A 21,974-nucleotide genomic window follows, 5' to 3' on the forward strand; every position below is an offset into this window, starting at 1 on the left:
CCAGGCCAGGAACTCCCGGGGACGAAGGTGATAGTCCCATGTCGCGCGGATCACGAGCGCGTCGAAACGCGTCCATTTCACCGACGCGTCGTCCCAGACCTCGGCCGAGGCGGCGATGCCGAGCCGCGAGAGCTCGGCGACGAGCGGGCGGTCGTCTTCCGGCAGCGACGGAAGCGCGCGACAGGTGACGAGCGCGACCCGCTTCAGCATCCGCAGACGGCTTTCGAGCCGGTGAACGAGGCGGCGGCCGGGAGCTCCCGGTCGTCGTCGGCGCCGGTCTCGACCGCGAAGCCGTCGCGAACCCAGCCGTCCATGCCCCCGATCATTTCTTTGACGAGGAAACCGAGCTCCGCGAGCTTCAACGCCGCCTTCGTCGAGGCGTTGCAGTGCGTTCCGTCGCAGTAGGTCACGATCGGCACTTCCTTCGAGAACCGCGACGCCGTCTCCGCGTCGATCCGGCGGTGCGGCAGGTTGACCGCGCCCGGCACGTGGCCCCGGACGTAGGCCTCCGGAGAACGCGCGTCGACGAGGGTGAAGCGAGCGGCGCCCGATTCCCGGTCCGCATGCACGTCGGACGGGTCCGTCGACCGGCGGAGCGCATCGCGGAAATGCTCCGCGGAAGATGCCGCGGGAGCCGGCGGATATTCGAGGACGAGCGACGGGGGATTTCCGGCCATCGTCTTCTCCTTTCGTCGATCCGCAGTGTAGGCGTACAATGGTGCCATCGTGAGGACCGTTTTCATGAGAACGATGGTGCCAATTGGAGACCGCTCGGGGATTTGCCCGTGAAGCGCGCGGGGGGCCGTCTCGTCGTTCCGGTCGCCGAGCGCGTCTCCGCGGGAACGCCGCTCCGTGCGCAGATCTATCGCGATCTCCGCGGCGCGATTCTCGAGGGAAGGCTCAAACCCGGCGAGCGCCTGCCGTCGACCCGGATGCTCTCCGCGGAGATGAGCGTGTCGCGCAACACGACGGAGGGAGCGTACGAGCAGCTCGTCGCGGAAGGGTATCTCTCCCGGCGGATCGGTTCGGGCACGTTCGTCGCGTCGTGCCTTCCCGGACGGCCGCTCGGGACGGCTTCGCGTCCCGTCCCGGTTCGCGCCGCCGCGCCGCCGCGCGGCCTGTCCTCGCGCGGCCGCTCGCTCGCCCGCTCGCTCACGTGCAACGATCCGCTGTCGGTCCGCGCGTTCGGCGCGGGGTTTCCCGCCCTCGACGAATTTCCGGCGGCTCTCTGGCGGCGGCTGACCGCGCGCCGCCTCCGCGCCTCGGGCGCGGAGCTCCTCGGGTACGGCGATCCCGCCGGGTATCCGCCGCTCCGCGAGGCGATCGCGCGGTACGTGTCCGAGTCCCGCGGCGTCCGCTGCCGCCCGGAGGACGTGATCGTCCTCACGAGCTCGCTCCAGGCGATCGGGCTCGCGGCGCGGATGCTCCTCGAGCGCGGCGATCCCGTCTGGATCGAGAACCCCTTCTTTCCGGGAGCGCTCTCCGCCCTCGAGTCCGCGGGCGCGCGTCTGCACGCGATTCCGGTCGACGCCGAGGGAATCCGGGTGGACGAAGGAGAGCGCGCCGCGCGCGAGGCGCGGCTCGCCTACGTCACGCCCTCTCACCAGTATCCGACCGGCATGACGATGTCTCTCGAGCGGCGGCTCGCGCTCCTCGACTGGGCCCGGCGCGCCAACGCGTGGATCCTCGAGGACGACTACGACAGCGAGTTCCGGTACGAAGGCCGGCCGATCGCCGCGATCCACGGTCTCGACCGGGCGGGTCGCGTGCTCTATCTCGGGACGTTCACGAAATCGCTCTTTCCTTCGATCCGCGTCGCCTATCTCGTCGTTCCCCCGTCGCTCGCGTCGCCGTTCGTCCACGCGCGGCGGCAGCTCGACGGCCACACGGCGACGTTCCCGCAGGCCGTGATCGCGGATTTCATGAACGACGGCCATTTCGCGGCGCATCTGCGTCGAATGCGGGCGATCTACCGCTCTCGCCGGGATGCGCTCGTCGACGCCCTCGACCGCGAGCTGCGCGGCCGCGTGCGCGTCGGACCCGCCGACGGGGGATTCCAGATCGTCCTCGGACTCGACGCGGACGAAGACGACCGCGCCGTCGCCCGGCGCGCCGCGATCGGCGGAATCGACGTCACTCCGCTTTCCCGCTGCACGCTGGGAAAAGGAGAGCCGGCGCTCATCCTCGGGTATTCGGCCTTGACGCCCGAGGCGATCCGGGCGGGAGTTCGCGCTCTGGCGAAGGTATTGCGCGCGGCGCCCGGCGATCGCCCCCTCTCCCGGCCGGAGAGGGCAGGTTCCGGACGCGCGCGCGTGCGGGAGCTCCCGGGTCGAGAAGGCCCGGTCAGTCCTCGAGAACGAACGTCACGAGCAGGTTGACCTGATATTCCTTGATCTTTCCCTTCTCGATGTCGAGCCTCTGTTCCTTCACCCAGGCCGACGTGACGTTTCGAAGCGTCTTCGAGGCCCGGGAGATGCCGGTCCGGATGGCCTCCTCGAAGCTCTTCTCGGACCGGGCGCTGATTTCGGTGACGCGAGCGACTGAGCTCATCGTGTGCCTCCTTCGGAGCCAGCATACGCCGGACCTCGCCGCCCGGCGGTCGTAGAAACACGCCCTCTTCGATGAGGGCGCTCTGGAGCGCCGAGGACCGCCGCGTGCGGGTCGAGGGGCTCTCCCGCATGTCGCCGGAGAGTCCGGCCCGGCGGGGAAGATTCGCGGCCTCGAGGATGTTGGCGCACGTCAACGATGCGCTGCGGACGTCCTGTAACGAAGGCGCGCGCCTCGTCGTTCAGTAGCGGGAGGAAGAAGAAGATGTCCACGAAAATGAACGCCGGAAGAACGATCGCTCGAGGCATCGCCGCCGCTGCTCTCTTCGCCGTGCAAGCAATGGCTTCACCGGCGATCGCTTCGGGCCGTCCCGCAGCCCCGGACCGGATGGTGAACATGATGGCGAGCCGGCTGAACCTGACCGGCGCGCAGATCCAGCAGGTTCGGGAGATCTTCGACGCGCATCACGACCAGATGAAGTTGCAGTTCCAGTCGCTTCGCGCGGCCCGGCAGGCTCTTCGCCAGGCGACGCTCGCCACCCCGGTCAACGAAGGCGCGATCCGCAACGCCGCCCAGGCGCTGGCCCAGGCGGAGGGAGATGCCGCGTTGCTGAGGGCGCAGGTCCGTGCGCAGATCGTGCCGCTCCTCGATGCCGGCCAGCAGCAGAAGTTCGCCACCTTCGGCGCGGACCCGCGCGGACGCTGGCACGGGCACGGTCCGGCCCTCTCGGAATAATCTTTCCGCTTTCGTCCGCGGCCGCTTCCTCCGCCAGGGGGAGGCGGCCTTTTCGTGTCGCCCGGCGGATTCGGACGGCGGTTTTGTTAAGCTCCCCGCGGTTCTCGAGGAGGATGCGATGAAGCGGACCCGATCGGCGCTGGCCGGAGCTCTCGTTTTGATCGGCGCAGGAATCGCGATGACGACACCCGCGACGTCCCTGGGGAATGCGGCGGAAGACGAAAAGTCCGTCGCCGCTCTCGACACGGAATACCAGGCCGCCGTCGAGCGGAACGACGCGGCCACGATGGACCGGATCCTCGCCGACGACATGGTCCTCGTGGTCGGGAAGGGAACCGTCTACACGAAAGCCGATCTCCTCAAATCCGCGCGCGACCGCGACGCGGTGTACGAGAAGCAGGTCGAGATCGAGAACTCGCAGAAGGTGCGGGTCTGGGGCGACACCGCCGTCGTGACGGCCAAGCTCTGGCTCAAGGGCACGTCGGGCGGAAAGGCGTTCGACCGGAAGCTCTGGTTCTCCGACACCTACGTCCGAACGAAGAAGGGCTGGAAATACGTTTTCGGCCAGTCCTCGATCGCGCTGCCCGCCGAGTAGCGGTCCGACGGGCGTCGCGCCCGCGGACACCGGGTCGTTGCGCGAGCGCGATCGAGAGAAAGAGGCTTCGTCGGTTCACGAACGGTTGCGTTTTTCCCTCTCCCCGACGTCAAATTCGGCGATGCGATATCTGATCTTCGTCTCCTGCGCGATGCTGGCGTGCGGCTCCGGGACGACCCCGGACCACGCCCGCAGTGCCGATTCCCCCTTCGCCGCGGCTTCCGGAGTGACCCGCGCGGATGGCGGCAAGGGGACTTACCGGATCGTTCCGCTCGGCCCGATGACGGGCGACGTCGAAATCCTGAACGGCGATCCGGAGAAGGCCGGCGAACCGTTCGTGATGAGAATCCACGAGCTTCCCGGAGCGATCGTCCCTCTCCATTCGCATCCCGTCGACGAGAACATCACGGTGGTGCAGGGGAGCTGGTACTTCGCGGTCGGGGACACCTGGGACCGGGCGGCGCTCAGGGAGCTGCGCCCGGGCGACTACGCCTTCGCCCCCGGGGGATCGACGATGTTCGGGTACTGTCCCGACGGGGCCGTGGTGCAGATCCACGGCGTGGGTCCTTTCCGGATTCACTGGCGGCACGGAGTGAAGACGATCCGCGATCCGGACGCCGGCTCCACGTTCGTCTTCGGACGGGGCGAGAGGGTCCGTTGCCCGCGGGGGACGGGCGTGATCCGCGAGGGATACGCTTCCGGCGAGATCATCCAGTACGAGATCGAAGGAGAGGCCGGAGGCCGTTTCATGGCGAGCCAGCACGAGCTGAGGCGGGACTGATGACGTTCCCGATGCGTTCGATCGGTGTCGTCCGAAGCCCGTACGCGGACACCTCGGAGATCCCGAAGGGCGCGGGCGCCAAACACGAAGCGGAAGGCGTTCTGGAGATCGACCGCGATCTGGAGAAGGGGCTGGCGGATATCGAAGGCTTCTCGCATCTCTTCGTCGTCTGGGTCTTCGACCGCTCGGAGGGCGTCGAGCTCGTGGGCACGCCGCCGACCGACGACCGCCCGCACGGCGTCTTCGCGACGCGCTCCCCGTATCGCCCGAACCCGATCGGCCTGACGGTGGTCCGGCTCCTGGGCCGCGACGGAAATCGCCTGCGCGTGCGCGGCATCGACATGCTCGACGGGACGCCGATCCTGGACATCAAGCCTTATCTCTCGAGCATTCCCCCGGAGCAGTTGAAGCGCGGCTGGCTGGAAGATGCCGAGCGAAGGCGGGCAGGGGAAAAGAGGGAGAAGTGACCGCGATCGTCGCCGGCCGACGGTAGACTCCGGCTGATTGTCGTTCGACTCCCGCTTCCGGCGTTTCGTGCGCGCGACGGTGCCGTTTCCCGTCCGCCGCGTCGTCCATCGGGTGCGCGCCCAGCCGTTCAAATTGTGGGACCTGCTCCCCGACCTCGCCGATCTGGTCCGGATCGTCGGTCCGCCTCCGCTGCCGCCGCCGGCCCTTCGGGGCCGCGTCTCGTGGACGACGAGCCGGAAAGAATTCCGGCGCGTCGGGAGTCAGGGAGCGGCCGACGTGGAAGCGGCGTTCTCGCGCGCTCGCCGCACCGGCGAGGATTACCGCCGCTGGCTCGATTTCGGGTGCGGGTGCGGGCGCCTGTCGCGACATCTGGCGACGGGGGATCGGGCTCGCCGCCTGACGGGTGTGGATGTCGACGTGCCCGCCGTTGCCTGGGCGGCGCATCAACTCCGCGGGCGATTCTTTCCGATCGGGGAGACCCCTCCGATGGCGCTTCCGCCGGCATCGTTCGACGTCGCGGTGGCGGTGTCCGTGTTCACGCACCTCCCCGAAAATGCGCAGCGGCAATGGCGCGAAGAGCTCCATCGGGTGCTCCGCCCGGGGGGCCTCCTGATCGCGACGACGCTTCCTCCCCGGCTGGTGTCGATGGTGCCGGACCTCGCGCCCGAGCAGAGCGACGAGCTCGACCGCCGCGGTTTCCTCTACGCGCCGGGTCCCGGCCCGTTCAATCAGAACGCGGCGTTCCACAGCCGGGAGTTCCTCGAGGCGACCTGGCAGCCGCTGTTCCGGCTGCGCGAGTTCCGTCCGGCGGGCATGACGAACTTCCAGGATCTTTCCGTCTGGGAGGCATGACCGGAGCCTTAGCCGGACGCCGCGCTCGCGGTCTCCGGGCCTGACGCACAACCGAGCCGAGCCTCGCGGCCCGCGTTGCGCTACGATTTCCCCCCTCGAATGCCGCTCACTGCCGGGTCCCGCCTCGGCCCCTACGAGATCCTGGCTCCGCTGGGCGCCGGCGGGATGGGGGAGGTTTATCGGGCGCACGACACCCGACTCGGCCGCGAAGTCGCGATCAAGGTCATCCCCGAGGCGTTCGCGCGCGATCCGGACCGCCTCGCCCGCTTCGAGCGCGAGGCGCGGTCGGCGTCGTCGCTCTCCGACCCGCACATCGTCGTCGTTCACGACATCGGCGAGGAGAACGGCGTTCGGTACTTTGCGGCCGAGCTCGTCGAGGGGCCCGACCTCCGCACGATCATGGATCGCGGGCCGATGCCGCTCCGGCGGATCCTCGACCTCGGCGCGCAGATCGCCGAAGGACTCGCGGCCGCCCACGAGAAGGGGATCCTGCACCGGGATCTGAAGCCGGAAAACATCCTCGTCTCCAAGGACCGGCTCGCGAAGATCGCCGACTTCGGACTCGCCAAGATCGCGGACGTTTCGACTTCCGGCGCCTCGCAAACTCCGACCGCGGCCGCCGAGAGCACGGGGACCGGGATCGTCATGGGGACCGTCTCCTACATGTCGCCCGAGCAGGCGCGGGGAGCGGTCGTCGATCATCGTTCGGACCAGTTCGCGCTCGGCGCCATTCTTTACGAGATGGCGGCGGGACGGAAGGCCTTCGCGCGGCCGACCGCCGCCGAGACGATGACCGCGATCCTTCGCGAAGAGCCGGAGGCGCTCGCGACCGCGGCGCCGGCCAGTCCGGCCCCGCTTCGCTGGATCGTCGAGCGCCTCCTCGCGAAGGAGCCGCAGGACCGCTACGACTCGACGCGCGATCTCGCGAGGGAGCTCGCGAGCGTTCGCGACCACCTCTCGACGTCGAGCCTTTCCGGCGCGGCGTTGCCGATCTCCGCCGGTCCGGTTCGGCGGCGAGGTGCGATGCCGTTCCTCCTCGGTGCGATCCTCGGCGCGTTCATCGTCGCCGCCGGATTCCTCGTTTTCCGTTCGCCGAAGTCCACCGAGCCCGTGCGCTTCCGCTATCTCACCTACTCCGGGCACGACCGCGACCCAGCGGTTTCCCCGGACGGCCGGACCGTCGCGTTCTCCTCCGATCGGGACGGGAAGCCCCGGATCTGGCTGAAGCAGCTGGACGGCGGCGGAGAGGCTCCGCTCACCTCCGGGCCCGGCGACATGGTTCCCCGCTTTGCGCCGAACGGTGCTTCCATCCTGTTCACCCGGACCGACGGCAAGGGCTCCGCGCTTTACCGGTCGGCGGTCGTCGGCGGGGAGGCCCGCAAGATCATCGACGGCGCCGTCGAGGGCGACTGGGCGCCCGACGGGAATCGAATCGCGATCGTGAAGACCTACCAGGGCGGAGCCGGAGTGACGATGGCGATCGTGGACGCGTCCTCCGGCTCGGCAAACGATCTGGTGAATTTCCCCGCGCGATTCTTCCAGCATCCCCGATGGTCTCCCGACGGCCGGTACATCTCGGCGGTGGAAACGGGCGTCGGCGGCTCGAAGAAATCGGTGATCGTCGTCGACGCCGCGACCGGAAAGGTGAAGGAGCTGCCGGTCGCGGGGATCCACGGGATCATCTCGGCGGCGCCCTGGAACGCGGGCGGAAAGGAAGTCGTGTACTCGCCGGCGGAGTCCGTCGTGGCGTCCGTCGTCGGGAGCGCCGGCGAAATCGTCGCCCAGAACGTCGATACCGGAAAGGTTCGGCGTCTCGCCTGGGCCCAGGAAAGCGGGGAGACCCTCGATATCCTGGGCGACGGCAGCGTCGTCTTCGACACGAACTCCGTGCGGGAAAACCTGCGCGAGCTTCCGATCGAGGGGGGAACCGCGCTGCCTTCGGTCGCTCGGTGGCTCACGGAGGGTAACGCGACCGACCGGCAGCCCGCTTATTCGCCCGACGGGAAGTGGGTCGTCTTTTCGTCGACCCGCAGCGGGAACCTCGATCTGTGGAAGGTCTCGACGGAGAATGGCGAGATGCGCCAGCTCACCGACGACGCTGCGCAGGACTGGGATCCGGCGTTCACGCGCGACGGTCGCGGCCTCCTGTGGAGCTCGAACCGGTCGGGAGCCTTCGAGATCTGGACCGCGGACGCCGACGGAAGCGGGGCGCGCGCGATTACCCGTTCCGGCCTCGACTCCGAGAACCCGACGCAGACCGGCGACGGAAAGTGGATCGTGTTCCTGCAGGGATCGGGTCCGAAGCCCGGTTACTGGAAGATTCATCCGGACGGAACCGGGGCCCAGGCCATTTCGGCATTCGGGGGGATACCGGACACATCTCCGGACGGGAAGCACGTCATCTCTTTCATGATCTCGCGGTCGATCGCCGACCTGTCGGTCACGACCGTCCGGACCGACGATGGGAAACCGGACGATTACCGGGCCGACATTCCGCAGGGGGGATTCTCGTTCACGAGGATCACGGTGGGCCGCGGCCGCTGGATGCCGGACGGCAAGTCGATCCTGGTCCTCACGAGGGATCCGCAGGGAAGATTCGTGATCGACCGGTTTCCGTTCGCCCCCGACGCGGGACGCGTGACCGGAAAGCCGTTCGTTCCTCCTTTCGACTCCTCCGTTGCGATCGAGTCGTTCGGCGTTTCGCCGGACGGTCGGAGAATCGCCATCGCGGCCGTCGCCCGGACGAACAGCCTGATGGTGGCGACGAACCTTCCCGGGATTGCGCGGCCGAAGCGGTAGAGCGGCCGACGACGTCGGGCCGATCGCGGCAGGCGCTCTTTCGAAGTCGCCTCGAGCAGGGGGCCGGCACCTTATCCAGATCGAAATCGATCGGAAGGAGCCCGAGCACTTTCGCGAAGTGGTCCCGCGCTCGGCGCCGGCCGTCCCGCCGCTGACACGCGAGAGAGAAAAAGAAGTGAGAACGCACCGAGTTCGGATAGATCGAGACTCCTTTTTCAGAGTTGCTCGAGCCCGTCGCGCAACATCCTCCTGGTGTCTGCGTAACTTCATTCGAGGCCGAAACGGCATCGGAGGACGAATGGAAAAGCGCAAGATTCTGACAGCCTGCGCCGCTCTGGGGCTCGCCGCCTTCGCGGTCGCGGCGGAGTCGCCGGCCGACGTTCCCTTCGAGCTCTTCCACAACGTCATCCTGGTGCAGGTCCACCTCGGGGACCGTGGTCCCTACCTGGCGATGATCGACACCGGAACCGACCCCTCGGCGATCGACATCGCGCTCGCGAAGGAGCTCGGCGCGAGCCTGGGGAGGGGAGGCGAGATCGAGGGAGGCGGAACGCAGACCGTGAAGGCCTTCGACACTCGCCTTCCCTCGGTTCGCGTCGGTCCGATCTCGGCGACGAACGTGGAAGCCCTGGCGGGCGAATCGGTCGCGAAGATCGGGGCGACGCTCGGGCGGCCGGTTCGCCTCGTCCTGGGGAAGAGCTTTCTGAACGGCCGCGTCGTCCAGTTCGACTTTCCCGGGCGAGTCCTGCGCTTTCCGGCCCGCTCTCCGGATCTCGCGGCCTCGCCGGGTCGCCGGGCGATTCTTCCGCTGCGTTACGAAGACGACGTCGAGCTGGACGGCGTGCGCGTCGACGGACGGCCCGTACGCGCGATCCTGGACACCGGGTCGAACGGTTCGCTCAAGATCACTCCCGAGGCCGTTCATGCGCTCGGCCTCGACGCGGCCGCGAGCGCCGGGAACGAAGCCCGGGGAACCGGTTACCGGGGTACTTACTCGAGCCGCGAAGGGCACGTGGGGAGCCTCGACCTGGGAGCGATTCGCGTTGTCGATCCGGAAGCGACGTTCTGGCTGCCCCACACCGGACACGATGGAAAGCCGTGGGACGTGAACGTGGGAAACGCGATCCTGAAGGACTTCGTCGTGACGCTCGATGCGGTCGGCGGCCGACTCGTGATCGAAAAGCCGTAACCGTCGGTTCAGTGGGCCCATCGCGCCGCGCCGCCGCGGCGACCCTTCTCGCATCGCCGGAGACCGATGCGGCGGGTCGACGGAATCGGGATCGGCCTCTCGCGGCCGGACGATTCGATTCGTGCCGGCGTTCCGTGGCGCCGGTTCCGTCAGCGGCGGCCGAAGAGCGCGTTCAGCTCGGCGTACGGAGGTGCCTGGTCGGCGAAATGGAACGTTCCGTCGTCGAGCATCTCCCGCGCGCCGCGGATGAACGCGCCGAGCGCCGCGCGCGAGAGCGTCGAGCCGACGCTGATCCGCTTGACGCCCATTCCGGCGAGCTCGACAATCGAGAAGTGGGCCCTTCGGAGGCCCATGACGACGTTGACCGGCTTCTTCACCGCCGCGCAGACCGCGCGGATCTGCTCTTCGGTGGTGAGCCCCGGCGCATACAGGACGTCCGCCCCGGCCTCCTCGAAGGCCTGCAGGCGCCGGATCGTGTCGTCGAGATCCGGACGGCCATGCAGGAAGTTCTCGGCGCGGCCGACGAGCATGAAGCGGAACGGAAACGACCGGGCCGCCTCGACCGCGGCGGCTACTCGCGCGACGGCGTGTTCGAAACAGTAGATGGGCCCTTCGGGGTTGCCCGTGGCGTCTTCGATCGATCCGCCGACCAGGCCGGCGCGCCCGGCGAGGCGAATCGTCTCCGCGGCGGCCTCCGGAGAATCGCCGTACCCGTTTTCGAGGTCCGCCGCGACGGGCAGGTCGGTCGCCTCGACGATCTGTCGCGCGTTTTCGAGCGCCTCGTCGCGCCCGACCGACCCGTCCGGCCTGCCGAGCGAGAACGCGAGCCCCGCGCTCGTCGTCGTCAGCGCCTCGAAGCCGAGGTTCTCGAGGATCTTCGCGGTTCCCGCATCCCAGGGATTCGGGATGACGAAAGCGCCGGGGCGCTCGTGGAGGGCGTGGAAGCGGGCGGCTTTCTCGGCCTGGGTGACGCTCATGCATTGGATTCTACCGGGACGTGCATGTCATCCCGGAATGCCTCCTCGATTCGGGCCGTCGGCTCGTCCCGACGAACCGGACGAGCGCCGCGACGACCGGAGCGTCCTGGGGAGGTAGACAATCTCCATCCATGGATGTAGTCTATCTACACCCAAGGAGGTGGAGCGATGGCCGACATTCCCTCTTCCGTTTCCCGGATCGAGCTCCTTCAGGGAACGCTCGACCTCCTCGTCCTCCAGACCCTGCGATGGGGTCCGCGCCACGGCTACGGGATCGCGCAGATGATCCGAGCGGGTTCCCGCGACGTCCTGCAGGTCGACACGGGATCGCTCTATCCCGCGCTCCACCGGCTCGAGAAGGCCGGCGCGATCTCGGCGGAATGGGAGACGTCGGAGAACAAACAGCGGGTTCGCGTCTACCGCTTGACCGCGGCGGGCCGGAAGCAGCTCGCCGCGGAGCGGTCGAAATGGGAACAGCTCGCCGGGGCGATCGCCGGCGTGATGGCGAAGCCGGCGGCGAGCGAGTCGTGAAGATCTTCGGACGCGGCCGCGCGCGGCGGGAGCGTGAGCTCGAGGAGGAGCTGCAGGCGCACCTGAGGATCGCGATCGCGGAGCGCGTCGCGCGAGGCGAATCGCCGGACGACGCGGCGGCGAGCGCCCGCCGCGAGTTCGGCAATTACGGACGCGTCAAGGAGGACGCCCGGGAGGCGTGGGGCGGGGCCGCGCTCGACCGCTTCGGCCAAGACTTGCGGTTCGGCCTGCGGATGCTTCGGCGGAGTCCCGGCGTGTCGCTGCTCGCGATCCTGTGCCTCTCGCTCGCGATCGGCGCCAATACCGCCGTCTTCGGCTGGATCGAAGGGATCCTCTTCCGTCCGTTCCCGGCCGTCGCGCGTCAGGACCGCCTGCTGGCGATGGTCAGCACCCGGCAAGGCGAGCAGCGGAGGGACGATCTCTCCTGGCCGGACTTCCTCGACTTCCGGCGGAACTGCCGCCTGGCGGACGCGTTCATCGCGGACAAGATCATGGGCGCCACCCTTTCGCTCGGCGAGCGGTCGGAGACGGCTTACGGCAGCATCGTGTCGGCGAACTACTTCGACGCGCTCGGCGTGCGGCCCGTCCTCGGCCGGGGATTCGTTCCCGGCGAGGAGACCGGAGACAAGGCGCATCCGGTCGTGGTGATCAGCTGGCGCGAGTGGAGGGAACGCTTTCGCGGCGATCCGGCGATCGTCGGGAAGACGCAGCGACTGAACGGCGTGCTCCACACCATCGTCGGCGTCGGTCCGAAGGGCTTCGACGGCACGTTCGTCGGTTATGCCATGCGGTACTTCGTGCCGGCGTCGATGGAGGACAACTTCGAGGCGGGGGGGTACAAACTCGAAGACCGCGGAGCGCGGTGGATCGAGGGATTCGTCCGCCCGAAGCCCGGCGTTTCGATCGAACAGGTTCAAGCGGAGCTCTCCGGCGTGGCCCGCCGACTCGAGGCGGCCTATCCGGAAACGAATCGCGGCCGGGGCATCCGCGTGTTTCCGCTCGCGCTCACCCCCTTCAACAAAGCGAGCGAGCTGCGCCCCGTCCTCGGCATCCTCGCCGTGGTCTCGGCGTTCGTGCTGGTGGTGGCCTGCTCGAACGTCGGAAACCTCCTCCTCGTCCGGTCGCTCGCGCGGCGGCGGGAGATGACCGTGCGTCTGGCGATCGGCGCCGGCCGCGGGCGGCTCGTCGCCCAGCTCCTCACGGAAGGCGCCACCCTCGCCGGCGCAGGGGTCGTCGGCGGCCTGCTCGTCGCCCGCCTTTGCCGCGACTTCCTCGCGCATTTCTTCTCCGCGAGGGTCAACCTCCCGGAGAATCTCGACTGGAGGGTGCTCGCCCTGTCGGCCGCGATCTGCCTCACGGCGACGATCGCGATCGGCCTCATCCCCGCCTTCCAGACGCGCAGCTTCGACGCGGCCGCCGTGCTGAAGGAAGAGGCCGGCTCCGTGGCCGGCGGCGGACGGTCCTGGATCCGGTCGGGTCTCGTGCTCCTCCAGCTCTCGATCTCGTTCGTCCTCCTCGTCGGAGCCGGTCTCGTCGTCCGGAGCCTCCGCCGGATGCAGAGCGCGAACCCGGGCTTCGCGGCGGACGAGGTGACGGAGACCTCGGTCGACCTTCTCGCCGCGGGCTACGACCCCGCGCGGGCGAAAAATGTTCAACAGGAGATCCTCGACCGGATCGGGGCCGACCCGTCGGTGCGGAGCGCCGTCTTCGCGCGATCGATCCCTCTCGGCCTGCGCCCGCCGTCGTCGGCGCCCGTCGCCGTGGACGGCTACGTGCCGAGGCCCGACGAGCAGCCGACCGTCGAATACAACGAGGTCGGTCCCGGCTATCTCGCGACGTTGGGCATCCCCCTCCTTTCCGGGCGCGAGTTCCGCCGGTCGGACGACGAGACGGGTCCCCTCGTCGCCGTCGTCAACGCGGCGATGGCGGAAAAGTACTGGCGAGGAGGGGATCCGCTGGGAACCCGGCTCGTCGTGAAAGGCCGCCCGATGACGGTGGTCGGCGTGGCGAAGACTTCGACGTACTTCCGGATCGGCGAAGATCCGACGCCCTTCTTCTACGTGCCGATCCGGCAGAACTTCCAGGGGCAGGCGGTGCTGAACGTGCGGTCCTCCGCCCCGCTCGCGGCGATCGCCCGGCGGATCGAGGGCGCGATCCATGCCGTCGATCCGAGCCTCGAGCGCGACGAGACGACGTGGATGCGCGCCACGCTCGACCGCGCGGCGTCGTCGCAGCGGATCGCGGTCCGATTGCTCGAGATCTTCGGCGGCCTCGCCCTCCTGCTCGCCGCCGTCGGCCTCTTCGGCGTCGTCTCCTACGCCGTGTCGCGGCGGACGCGTGAGATGGGCGTCCGGGCGGCGCTCGGCGCGCGCCGGGCCGATCTGTTCGGTCTCGTGGTCTCCGAAGGGCTCCTGCTGACCGTGGCGGGGCTCGTCGCCGGAGGCGCGGCCGCGCTCGTCCTGACGCGGCTCATCGAGACGCTGCTCTACGGCGTGAGCCCGCGCGACCCGCTCACGTTCGCCGCTTCCTCAGCGGTCCTGCTCGCGACCGCGCTCGCGGCATCGCTCGTCCCCGCCTGGCGCGCGGCGCGCACGGATCCCTGGACGGCGCTGAGGGAGTGAACGACAGGCGTTCGCGGGCGCTCTCGACGGGCTCGAATCCATCGTCCGGGACAAGGGAAGGAAAGGCCTTTTCGAAGACGCCGGGCGAAGCTCGAAAAGGCGAAGGACGATCGGTGGAAGCTCTCCGAGAGGCCGAGTCGAACGAACGCCGTCAGCGGACCTTCCGGCCGCAGGCCTTCGGGAACCCGAGGATGCACGCCTTCTTGAACGCTTCCGCGGCTTTCTCCCGGTCCGCGGAAACGCCGTCGCCCTTCTCGTAGGCGACGCCCAGATCGAAGCATCCTTCTCCGTCGCCCGCCCGGCAGGCTCTTTCGAGGAAGGACGCGGCGGTGGCGGGGTTCGCCTCGACCCCGGAGCCCGCCGCATAGATCGCCGCCGCGTTGAAGCAGCCGAAGGCGTCCCCGCCTTCGCATCCCCGCTCCGAGAGTTCCCGACCCTTCGCGTCGTCGGTCCCGAGGTACATGGCGCCGAGGAGCGAGCAGGCGCGCCAGCGATTCGCCTCCGCCCCGACGTCCCCGGAGTCGACCGGCCGATCGCACGCTTCGCGGAAGATCGCTTCCGCCCGCGGCGGGTCCTTCGCGACGCCGATCCCGTCGCGGTAGGCCCGACCCACGTTCACGCACCCGGTGCGGTTCGGCGGCTGGCATCGCGTGCCGTCGCACCCGCGCTGATAGAACGCCACCGCGCGCGTCTTGTCGCGGGCGACGCCGCGCCCGTTCTCGTACAGGAAGCCGAGATTGGTGCACGCGGCCGGGCTGCCGCCCTCGCACGCTTCCTCGTAGCGGGCGGCGGCGGTCTTCGGATTCTTCGGGGTGCCGCGCCCGTCGTCGGACATGACTCCGGCGTTGTAGCAGGACTTCGCGTCGCCCAGATCGCAGCCGCGAACGTAGAGCTCGGTCGCGCGCCGGTCGTCGCGCGAGACGACCGTTCCCGTGGCATGGAGAAATGCCTCGTGCGCGCAGCCGGCGCCGCTTCCGAGGGCGCAGGCCCGCTCGAGCGTCGCGACGGCGTCCTGCGGCCGATTTCCCGATCGCGCGAGCGCGATCCCCGCGTCCGCGCACGCGGCGGCGGATCCGAGCCGGCACGCGGATTCGAGGAGCGCGAGCCGTCGTTCTCCGGCTTCCGCTTCCCGTGCCGCACGATAACAGCCGCCCGGCGACCCGAGGCGGCAGGCTTCCTCGAAAAACGACTTCCCGCCGACGGGGACGACGCTCGCCTCGATCGACTTCCCGGCCCGGCGGACGACCAGCGAGACGGTCTCGATCGGCCGCTCGTCGGCGGCCGCGTCGAAGTCGCAGACGTTCCCGATCGGCGTTCCGCCGATGCGTTCGACGACGTCTCCCGGACGGATTCCCGCGAGCGCCCCGGGACCTCCCGCGACGACCTCGACGACGAGCGCTCCCCGGACGTTTTCGGGTAGCGAAAGGCTCCTTCGTTTCGCTCGCGAGATCGAAACCGCCTCGATGCCCAGGGTTCCGCGGCGAGCCGCGGGAGCGGCGGGCGGAGCAGCCGAAGGGCCGGAGGAGGTGCAGGCGACCGCGAGAATCGCCCCTCCCAGAATCATGGGAACGCGGATGCGCCGCAGATGTTTCATCGCCGAGCGATTTCGATTCTATCGCGCGGCCACGAGCGGCCGGCCGGCTCGCTCGCGTTGATCCCTTCGCATCTGGCGGAGCGCCGCGCGTCGCCGTAGGCTGCTCGCCGGGGGTGTGAGTATGAAAATTCGAACGCATTCGCGCCTGAAGGCGACCATCGCCGCGGCCGGCGCCGCGGCGGCCGCCAGTGTCTATCTCCTCCGGAAATGGCGGGATGGCTGGAACGCGACCGCCGAGGAGACCGCCTGCCGAATGCCGCTCGACGAAGAGGTCGAGGATCCGACGTACGTCACGAACCGCGCGATCACGATTCGCGCGCTGCCGGAGCACATCTGGCCGTGGCTCGCGCAGATGGGCGAGTCTCCGCGCGGCGGGTTCTACAGCTATCTCCCGGTCGAGCGCCTGCTCGGGATGAAGGTCGAGAACGCGGAGGAGGTTCTCTCCGAGTTCCAGAATCCGGAGGTCGGCGAACCTTTGGACCGAGCGGGCACGATGCGCGTCAAGGCCGTCGTGCGCAACCACGTTCTCGTCCTGGGACCGCCGCCCACACCCGATCTTTCGGTGACCTGGGCCCTCGCGCTCTATCCGATCGACGGAACGACGCGTCTCGTATCGCGCTGCCGGGCGCGGCTTCCGCGCGGCTGGCGCGGCATGGCCGCTCGCGTCGTGCTCGATCCCGGTCAGCTCGTCATGGAGCGGAAGATGCTGATCGAGATCAAGAAGCGAGCCGAAAAACTCGCGGCGAGGTCGCACTTCGAGATCCTGCCCGAGCGACAGGCGGGATGACGGAACGCTGCCGGAGAGCGCGGCCGCAGGGCGCCGCGGCCGCGCTCTCCGGGGACTAGAACTTCTGGACGATCGGAACCTGGCACGGGAACGGCGGTGGTGTCCCTTCCGTCCCGCCGGTCGCGCTTCCATGCCCTCGAAAACGCGCCGGTGCGCATCCGGCGTCCCACTTGTAGAGAAGATCGATCCCGAACTTGTGCGCGAGCCCCCACTCGTCGTCCGCGCGCGACAACGTAAGGGGATAGTGGCTCGTGCCCGCACCGAAGTCGTAACTGATCGTGAATTTCGTGTATTTTCCGAGATCGATGCCGTCCAGCTGGAGCCGGTACTGGTCCGCGATCGACGAGGGAGTGTAGCTCGCATAGAGCGCCGTTTCGTTCCGCCCGCGAAGACTGACCGCGCGCCCGAACTGAAGGCCCGCGATACCCGAACCGATCTGCCACGTCCGGATTTCCGGGTCCGCGATGCTGGCGCGGAAATCGACCATGTCCAGGAGATTCTTTCCCGAGACCGTTTGATAGCGGCCAAAGACGCAGAGACCGCCGCGGGTGCAGTCCGCCGCCATGCGCGTCGCGAGGGTGGAATTGAATCCGGGGGGCGGAACGTCTGTGCCGAGCGCAAAAGGCCCGTAGAACACGTTGCCGCTCGTCAGCTGGATCTGGGGTTGACCGGTCGAGGTCTGGTAGCTGTAGGCGACGCCGACCTTCGAAGACGCGGCCGCGAACCAGGGAAAGCCGAATTCGGGATTCCCGATCTGACCGAGGAGCGGGTTGAGCGGCTGCGTCTGCCAGGCGGTCGGGCCGTGCGTGATCATCCAGCGCTCGATCCTGTCCTGCTGCGCGTTGCCGAAGGAGATTTCGAATCCGGCGTCGACGCCGACGATCCGGGTGTAGTGTCCGGTCCCGCCGCCGAATCCGGAGATGCTGTGGCACGCGTAGTCGGTCGCGTCGCCCGGGCGAGTGCACCACCGGAGATCCGTTCCCTGCGTGAAGGAGAAAGCGGAGTACCGCACGCCGTTGTAGCGGGTCTCGGCGATTCCGTCGAGACCCGCCATCTGCGCGGCGAGGATCGGCGTGATTCGCGCGAAAGCGTTCGAGTAGACCCTGGGGGCGAGGGACGTCCCGGGGCCGTTCTCGGCGTAGAGCTGCACCAGCCGGGTTCCGTCGTAGTCGAACCGGTAATAGGCGCCGTCGCACTTCTCGGAAAGGACGTCCATCGGCTGGGATCCGTACTCGACCGCGCCGCCGCTCGCGAGCCAGCTCGAACGGTAATCCGCAGAGATGAAAAGGCTGCGCGCGTTGTCGAAGCCCTGAATTGCGGTCACGGGACCACAGGCGTGTCCCGGCTCGCAGTAGGCGATCTTCGCGAGAGGAGAATCGGAGTTCGTGCCGTAGGGAAAATAGATCGGATCGGTCTGCGGGTCGTACCGGATGCCGGCCCAGAACCGGACTCCCGCCACGATCCGGGCGTCCAGACTGACGATGCCGATCGTCGGCAATCCGGGGAAATCGGGGTACGTCACGGGTGCGCTCGTGTAGACGGGATCGCCGGGCGAGCCGTTATGGTCGGAGTAGACCGTCCACTGGAACGAGAGCGGTCCCGCGCCCTGACGCCCGATCCCCATCACCAATCGACTGACGTGCCCGTCGAAATCGGAATTGAGAGAAAACTGCTGGAGCACGGTCACGTCGTTGGCCGACGTCCCGAAACTGATCGTGTTCGTGGGAATCGGGAACGCGTTCAGGGCGCCTTCGTTGATCGCGGTCTGCGCGGGGCACGAGCCGCAGCTGTCGGCGAAGACGTTCGCGCTCGAGATCGAGAGCCGGACGAACGTTCCGTGCGATTCGTCGCGAGCGTTGAAGCTGGCGCTTCCCTGCCCCGTCGTGGGGTTCACGGTCGCGTGCACCGATTCGAGCCCCTGGAATGCGGGACTCCCGTACTTGTGGCTGAGCGTCACGACACCGTCCTGCGTGGTCACCGTACCGACGCCCTGCTCGAAAAATCCGTCCGCGCCGCAGGCGACATACGCTCCGGTCGCCGGGCCGAACTGGAGGATCCCGCCGTTGCCGGCGTCCTTCAGGCAGAAAGTGGAAGGACCGGCGCTTTCTTGGACGGTCCCGTCGTCGGGTGAGACGTGGACGAAGCGGACCGATGCGTCCGGATTGATCGGGACGATCCGGACGTCATCGGCGGAGCGGGCCGCGGCCGCCGGAGCCGCGAGAAGGAAAGCCAGGAGCCATCGACGAGTCATCGCTCACCTCCCGGATTCCGATCAAGTTGGATTCTTAGGGAAAATCGTAGCACGAGGCGCGGCGGCGGCGTAGAGGGCGAGGTCGCCGGATGTAGACTCCAGTCATGGTGGAAAAGAAAAAATCCGCAGGTAGACGGACCCGCAAGCCGACGGGACCGGCGCACCGCCGAGCGGTGAAGCCCTCGGCAAAGCCTTCGGCGGTCAAGAGAAAACCGTCCAAGAAGAAGGCGAAATCGCCCTCGTCGCGGACGAAGCCAGCGAGGCGAAAACCGTCAGTGAAGAAGGAGCGGAAGACCGCAGGCCGGAGGCCCGCCCGGCGCACCGCGCGAAAACCAGCGTCCTCCCGCCGCGGAAGAACGGCCCCTCTCGCGGAGCCCGAGGAAGATCGCTCGTCGGACTACTCGGTCTTTCCGCCCCCGAGCGACCGCGGCCTCGGGCTCGAGTCCGGCGGCCAGTCCGGGGACACCGAAGGCCTCTCGCGCGCGGAAGAAGCGGCCTCGGAGAGCGTCGAGGAACTCGTCGAGGAGGGGCAGGCGTTCGAAGCCGGAGTCGTGAGCGGCGTCGAAAACGCCGCGGACGCGGACGTCAGCGAAGTGGTGACGCGCGAAGTGCCGGAGGACGACGTTCCCCGCGAGTACATCGACGAAGAGTGAGCGGTTGAGGCCGGGATCCTCGCGCGGTCACGCTCTTCCCGTTTCGGGCCTATTCTGTTCGACGTGGGGAATCGGGAGAGACCGGCGGCACGGCGGACGGAAGCCTGAGTGGATCCCCGCGGAAGAGTCCTGCTCCAGGAGGAGTTGACCGCTCTCGCGCGGGGTGACCGGAGGGGAGCCGAGCTCCTGCCGCAGACGTTCTTCATCGGCCGCGACGGGCGGATCGCGTCGGTCGCGGTCGGTTTCGAGAGCCGGGACGCGCTCGAGCGGCGGGTCCGGGAGATCCTTCGGCAGCGCCCGGGCGCGTGATCCGGCATCGGCCGCCGATCCCCTCCTCAGGCCAGGCGCGTCCGGCTCAGGAACTCCGGCGTCCCGGCCTGGTAGGCCTTCCCGGCCCACGCCTGGCGTGTTCGCTTCAGGACGAGGGTTTCGCCCGTCTTCTTCTTCGGTGCGGTCGCGGCGGCGCCCGTCGCGGGCGGATGCTCCTGGTTCCAGAGCGCGCGGGCGCGGTAGTGGCCGTAGAGCCGCATGAACTCGGCGAAATAGGCGCCCGCGAGCGCGGGCGCGTCCTTGATCTCGAGCAGGTTCTCGTCGTTGTTGTGGAGGCTGTTGTTGCTCATGTTCGCGCTCCCCGTGTAGATCGTGGGGGAATCGGTGTCGGCGTCGATCACGAGGAACTTGTGGTGGACGTGGACGGCCGGTGTCCCGCCCCCGCCTTTCTTTCCGGCTCCCTTCGGCGGAGGATTCGTGCTCCACGCGCTGGTGTCGATCGCGCTGAACTCGGGAAGGAAGCCGGCCGGCGCCGAGCCGGGCCGGAAGTAGTTGTACGCGACGACCTTCCTGTCCTTTCGGGAGCGGTTGAAGACGGTGACCTGCACCTGCGCGGCGGGCGACGCTTCCTTCCCCGCCTTCGTCGGGTCCTCCGTTTTCCTCTTCTTCGTCGGGTCCGCGATGCTGTTGAGAAGGCCGTACATGATCTTCCCCTCGTCGCCGGCGGCGAGAAGGGCGTCGAGCAATGGCGCGTCCGTCGGGGAGAAGAGGCAGAAGATGACCGAGCTCTTCGCGCCTTCGACGGCCTTGACCACGGCGTCGATCGACGTCCGCCCCGATTCGGGCGAGAAGAAGACGCGGATCTTCGCCTTTTCGACGGGGATGGTTTTCGACCACTCTCCGTCGGGGGCGATGGCCGCGAGCGTCGGGTCCCCTCGCAGGAGCTCCTCGCGCGCCGCGTAGAGCCGGGCGAGCTCCGGGGACGCGAACGTGTGGAGGACGTTCGCCTGGGCCGTGATCGCTTCGGGAGTGAAGTTGGCGGACCCGGCGAGGACCGCCTGCGGCTTCCCCGATTGGCGGCGGACGATGAACTTGTCGTGCATGATGTTCGCCTTCGTGCGGGGATGGACGGCGAATTTCGCTCCCGCGAGCATGTCGGCGGCAGCCTTGCTCGCGTCGTCCGTCGGCTTCAGATAATACACGAGATCGCCGCGGCCGCCCGCCTCGCGGAATTTCTGCAGGGCGGGCATCACCCACCGCCGGTCGGTCAGGTGATAGATCGCGGCCTCGAGATCGCTCGCCGTTTCGAGGAAGTCCGGAATCGCCTCCTGCATTCCGTTGGCGAGCCAGTCCATCGCCGCCTCGAGCTTCTTTCCGGAGGGAGCCTTCCCGAACTCGGAGGAAAAAGACTGGGAGCTGACGACGGCGCGGTTGAAATACGTCCCGATGCCGTCCTCCACCTGCCGTGGAATCCGGACGTCGATCGTCGCTGCGGCGGCGTTCCGAAGGGCGAGATCGCCCGGGCCGGTGCCGAGGACCGGGATGACCTCGTAGGTGAGAGTCTTCCGCGGTCCGCGGTGGCGATCCCCGAGTCCCACCAGGCGAAGCGCTGGATGGGGCTCTGGTCGCTCGGTTTCGGGCGGTCGCCCTTCTTCGGCGGATCGAACCCGATCTTGTTCCAGAGAAAGTCGGGTTTCCCCGACTTTCCATGGCCCGGCGTCCGGCGGATGGCGAATCCGAGGAAATCGTCGTGATCGCCTCCCTGGGGCCAGTCGTAGGCGAGCAGGACGAGAGTGGGCGACGTGTAGGCTCGGACGCGAACGAGATCACTCGACGGACTCATGGTCGGTCCTCCCGTCTCTCACCCCTTCCCATCGCTTCCCGCTCGTTTCGGGGACAGGTCGAGCCGGAGGTCGAGCCGGCGGGGGGCCGGAACGGGGGGAGGCGTTCGGCTCCGAACCCGATCGGTCGCGCGGGAACGGAACCGTCAGTCCCCGAGCGCGATCTCGATCCAGTCGCCGGAATCCTCGAGCGCCTCGGCCCGGAGGATCGCCTCCTCGATCGACGCGGCGGTCAGGCCGCACGCCTCGAGCCGTTCCGCGAGATGGGAGATCGTGCAGAAGGCCGACTTCTCCTCGTCGTACCGCTGAACCCGGAACGACGGAACGCGGCTGATGATGGCCGTTCCCATCGGCCCGGACATCTGGACGGCGGCCTCCCGGACGATCCGGACGCAGCGCCTCTCCTTTTCGTCGTTTCCGGGTTCCATCGTTCCTCCTCCGAGCGATCGTGGCCGCGATTATGGACCGTTTTGCGACCCCGCG

21 protein-coding genes are annotated in these 21,974 nt (G+C 68.4%); 13 read left to right on the forward strand and 8 right to left on the reverse strand.

Annotated features, from left to right (window positions below):
* Window positions 1-210, reverse strand: a 210-nt coding sequence (locus VFS34_09680) for a hypothetical protein (protein ID HET9794720.1), incomplete at its 3' end; no start/stop codon positions are given.
* Complete coding sequence (locus VFS34_09685) at window positions 204-677, reverse strand: rhodanese-like domain-containing protein (GenBank protein ID HET9794721.1); 474 nt, start codon at window positions 675-677, stop codon at window positions 204-206. The genes VFS34_09680 and VFS34_09685, both read right to left, overlap by 7 nt.
* Window positions 678-785: 108 nt before the next feature.
* On the opposite strand from VFS34_09685, the gene VFS34_09690 reads away from it, so the two are divergent.
* The gene (locus VFS34_09690; GenBank protein ID HET9794722.1) at window positions 786-2,378 is read left to right on the forward strand and encodes a PLP-dependent aminotransferase family protein; all 1,593 of its coding nucleotides are present in this window, start codon (window positions 786-788) and stop codon (window positions 2,376-2,378) included.
* On the opposite strand, the gene VFS34_09695 is transcribed toward VFS34_09690, so the two are convergent.
* Complete coding sequence (locus VFS34_09695) at window positions 2,344-2,550, reverse strand: dodecin family protein (GenBank protein HET9794723.1); 207 nt, start codon at window positions 2,548-2,550, stop codon at window positions 2,344-2,346. The two genes, VFS34_09690 and VFS34_09695, sit on opposite strands and share 35 nt — an antisense overlap.
* 261 nt (window positions 2,551-2,811) lie before the next feature.
* Here VFS34_09695 and VFS34_09700 point away from each other — a divergent pair, with 261 nt between their 5' ends.
* From VFS34_09700 to VFS34_09730, 7 genes are all read left to right on the forward strand, one after another.
* Window positions 2,812-3,282 carry a Spy/CpxP family protein refolding chaperone gene (locus tag VFS34_09700; GenBank protein ID HET9794724.1) on the forward strand — a complete coding sequence of 157 codons (471 nt, stop codon included), beginning with the start codon at window positions 2,812-2,814 and terminating at the stop codon, window positions 3,280-3,282.
* A gap of 118 nt (window positions 3,283-3,400) precedes the next feature.
* The gene (locus VFS34_09705) at window positions 3,401-3,877 is read left to right on the forward strand and encodes a nuclear transport factor 2 family protein (protein ID HET9794725.1); all 477 of its coding nucleotides are present in this window, start codon (window positions 3,401-3,403) and stop codon (window positions 3,875-3,877) included.
* A 121-nt stretch (window positions 3,878-3,998) separates the two neighbouring features.
* On the forward strand, window positions 3,999-4,658 hold the full coding sequence (locus VFS34_09710; protein ID HET9794726.1) for a cupin domain-containing protein: 660 nt from the start codon (window positions 3,999-4,001) through the stop codon (window positions 4,656-4,658).
* On the forward strand, window positions 4,658-5,125 hold the full coding sequence (gene tsaA / locus VFS34_09715) for a tRNA (N6-threonylcarbamoyladenosine(37)-N6)-methyltransferase TrmO (protein ID HET9794727.1): 468 nt from the start codon (window positions 4,658-4,660) through the stop codon (window positions 5,123-5,125). The genes VFS34_09710 and tsaA overlap by 1 nt, the downstream gene beginning before the upstream one ends.
* 37 nt (window positions 5,126-5,162) lie before the next feature.
* A complete protein-coding gene (locus VFS34_09720) occupies window positions 5,163-5,978 on the forward strand; it encodes a class I SAM-dependent methyltransferase (protein ID HET9794728.1) in 816 nt (271 codons plus the stop codon).
* 99 nt (window positions 5,979-6,077) lie between these two features.
* On the forward strand, window positions 6,078-8,777 hold the full coding sequence (locus tag VFS34_09725) for a protein kinase (GenBank protein HET9794729.1): 2,700 nt from the start codon (window positions 6,078-6,080) through the stop codon (window positions 8,775-8,777).
* 298 nt (window positions 8,778-9,075) lie between these two features.
* Window positions 9,076-9,966: a retropepsin-like aspartic protease gene (locus VFS34_09730; GenBank protein HET9794730.1), complete on the forward strand. Its 891-nt coding sequence runs from the start codon at window positions 9,076-9,078 to the stop codon at window positions 9,964-9,966.
* Window positions 9,967-10,115: 149 nt separating this feature from the next.
* Here the strand turns inward: VFS34_09730 and VFS34_09735 are convergent, their stop codons facing one another.
* A complete protein-coding gene (locus tag VFS34_09735) occupies window positions 10,116-10,943 on the reverse strand; it encodes an isocitrate lyase/phosphoenolpyruvate mutase family protein (GenBank protein HET9794731.1) in 828 nt (275 codons plus the stop codon).
* 168 nt (window positions 10,944-11,111) lie between these two features.
* Here VFS34_09735 and VFS34_09740 point away from each other — a divergent pair, with 168 nt between their 5' ends.
* Together VFS34_09740 and VFS34_09745 are read left to right on the forward strand one after the other, a co-directional pair.
* Window positions 11,112-11,474: a PadR family transcriptional regulator gene (locus VFS34_09740; GenBank protein ID HET9794732.1), complete on the forward strand. Its 363-nt coding sequence runs from the start codon at window positions 11,112-11,114 to the stop codon at window positions 11,472-11,474.
* The gene (locus VFS34_09745; GenBank protein HET9794733.1) at window positions 11,471-14,095 is read left to right on the forward strand and encodes an ABC transporter permease; all 2,625 of its coding nucleotides are present in this window, start codon (window positions 11,471-11,473) and stop codon (window positions 14,093-14,095) included. The genes VFS34_09740 and VFS34_09745 overlap by 4 nt, the downstream gene beginning before the upstream one ends.
* 151 nt (window positions 14,096-14,246) lie before the next feature.
* On the opposite strand, the gene VFS34_09750 is transcribed toward VFS34_09745, so the two are convergent.
* A complete protein-coding gene (locus tag VFS34_09750) occupies window positions 14,247-15,689 on the reverse strand; it encodes a PDZ domain-containing protein (GenBank protein HET9794734.1) in 1,443 nt (480 codons plus the stop codon).
* 121 nt (window positions 15,690-15,810) lie between these two features.
* Here VFS34_09750 and VFS34_09755 point away from each other — a divergent pair, with 121 nt between their 5' ends.
* Window positions 15,811-16,476 (forward strand): SRPBCC family protein, encoded by a 666-nt coding sequence (locus tag VFS34_09755; protein HET9794735.1) that lies wholly within the window; start codon window positions 15,811-15,813, stop codon window positions 16,474-16,476.
* Between the two features lie 55 nt (window positions 16,477-16,531).
* On the opposite strand, the gene VFS34_09760 is transcribed toward VFS34_09755, so the two are convergent.
* Window positions 16,532-18,727, reverse strand: coding sequence for a hypothetical protein (locus VFS34_09760; protein ID HET9794736.1), 2,196 nt, complete (start codon window positions 18,725-18,727; stop codon window positions 16,532-16,534).
* 275 nt (window positions 18,728-19,002) lie between these two features.
* On the opposite strand from VFS34_09760, the gene VFS34_09765 reads away from it, so the two are divergent.
* Both VFS34_09765 and VFS34_09770 read left to right on the forward strand, forming a co-directional pair.
* Window positions 19,003-19,380 carry a hypothetical protein gene (locus VFS34_09765; protein HET9794737.1) on the forward strand — a complete coding sequence of 126 codons (378 nt, stop codon included), beginning with the start codon at window positions 19,003-19,005 and terminating at the stop codon, window positions 19,378-19,380.
* 108 nt (window positions 19,381-19,488) lie between these two features.
* Entirely contained in the window at window positions 19,489-19,689 is a 201-nt protein-coding gene (locus VFS34_09770; GenBank protein HET9794738.1) for a hypothetical protein, read from the forward strand.
* 26 nt (window positions 19,690-19,715) lie between these two features.
* Here the strand turns inward: VFS34_09770 and VFS34_09775 are convergent, their stop codons facing one another.
* Window positions 19,716-21,248 (reverse strand): phospholipase D-like domain-containing protein, encoded by a 1,533-nt coding sequence (locus tag VFS34_09775; protein ID HET9794739.1) that lies wholly within the window; start codon window positions 21,246-21,248, stop codon window positions 19,716-19,718.
* Between the two features lie 389 nt (window positions 21,249-21,637).
* Complete coding sequence (locus VFS34_09780) at window positions 21,638-21,919, reverse strand: hypothetical protein (protein HET9794740.1); 282 nt, start codon at window positions 21,917-21,919, stop codon at window positions 21,638-21,640.
* Window positions 21,920-21,974 lie beyond the last annotated feature (55 nt).

Source organism: Thermoanaerobaculia bacterium (assembly GCA_035717485.1).
In the GTDB taxonomy this organism is placed as follows: domain Bacteria; phylum Acidobacteriota; class Thermoanaerobaculia; order UBA5066; family DATFVB01; genus DATFVB01.

Bases quoted from the DNA above. Each gene is read 5' to 3' on its own strand.
- VFS34_09740 (HET9794732.1), top strand. From the start codon at position 11,112: ATGGCCGACATTCCCTCTTCCGTTTCCCGGATCGAGCTCCTTCAGGGA.
- VFS34_09705 (HET9794725.1), top strand. From the start codon at position 3,401: ATGAAGCGGACCCGATCGGCGCTGGCCGGAGCTCTCGTTTTGATCGGC.
- VFS34_09750 (HET9794734.1), bottom strand. From the start codon at position 15,689: ATGAAACATCTGCGGCGCATCCGCGTTCCCATGATTCTGGGAGGGGCG.
- VFS34_09710 (HET9794726.1), top strand. From the start codon at position 3,999: ATGCGATATCTGATCTTCGTCTCCTGCGCGATGCTGGCGTGCGGCTCC.
- VFS34_09780 (HET9794740.1), bottom strand. From the start codon at position 21,919: ATGGAACCCGGAAACGACGAAAAGGAGAGGCGCTGCGTCCGGATCGTC.
- VFS34_09700 (HET9794724.1), top strand. From the start codon at position 2,812: ATGTCCACGAAAATGAACGCCGGAAGAACGATCGCTCGAGGCATCGCC.
- tsaA (HET9794727.1), top strand. From the start codon at position 4,658: ATGACGTTCCCGATGCGTTCGATCGGTGTCGTCCGAAGCCCGTACGCG.
- VFS34_09760 (HET9794736.1), bottom strand. From the start codon at position 18,727: ATGACTCGTCGATGGCTCCTGGCTTTCCTTCTCGCGGCTCCGGCGGCC.
- VFS34_09755 (HET9794735.1), top strand. From the start codon at position 15,811: ATGAAAATTCGAACGCATTCGCGCCTGAAGGCGACCATCGCCGCGGCC.
- VFS34_09735 (HET9794731.1), bottom strand. From the start codon at position 10,943: ATGAGCGTCACCCAGGCCGAGAAAGCCGCCCGCTTCCACGCCCTCCAC.
- VFS34_09730 (HET9794730.1), top strand. From the start codon at position 9,076: ATGGAAAAGCGCAAGATTCTGACAGCCTGCGCCGCTCTGGGGCTCGCC.
- VFS34_09695 (HET9794723.1), bottom strand. From the start codon at position 2,550: ATGAGCTCAGTCGCTCGCGTCACCGAAATCAGCGCCCGGTCCGAGAAG.
- VFS34_09725 (HET9794729.1), top strand. From the start codon at position 6,078: ATGCCGCTCACTGCCGGGTCCCGCCTCGGCCCCTACGAGATCCTGGCT.
- VFS34_09685 (HET9794721.1), bottom strand. From the start codon at position 677: ATGGCCGGAAATCCCCCGTCGCTCGTCCTCGAATATCCGCCGGCTCCC.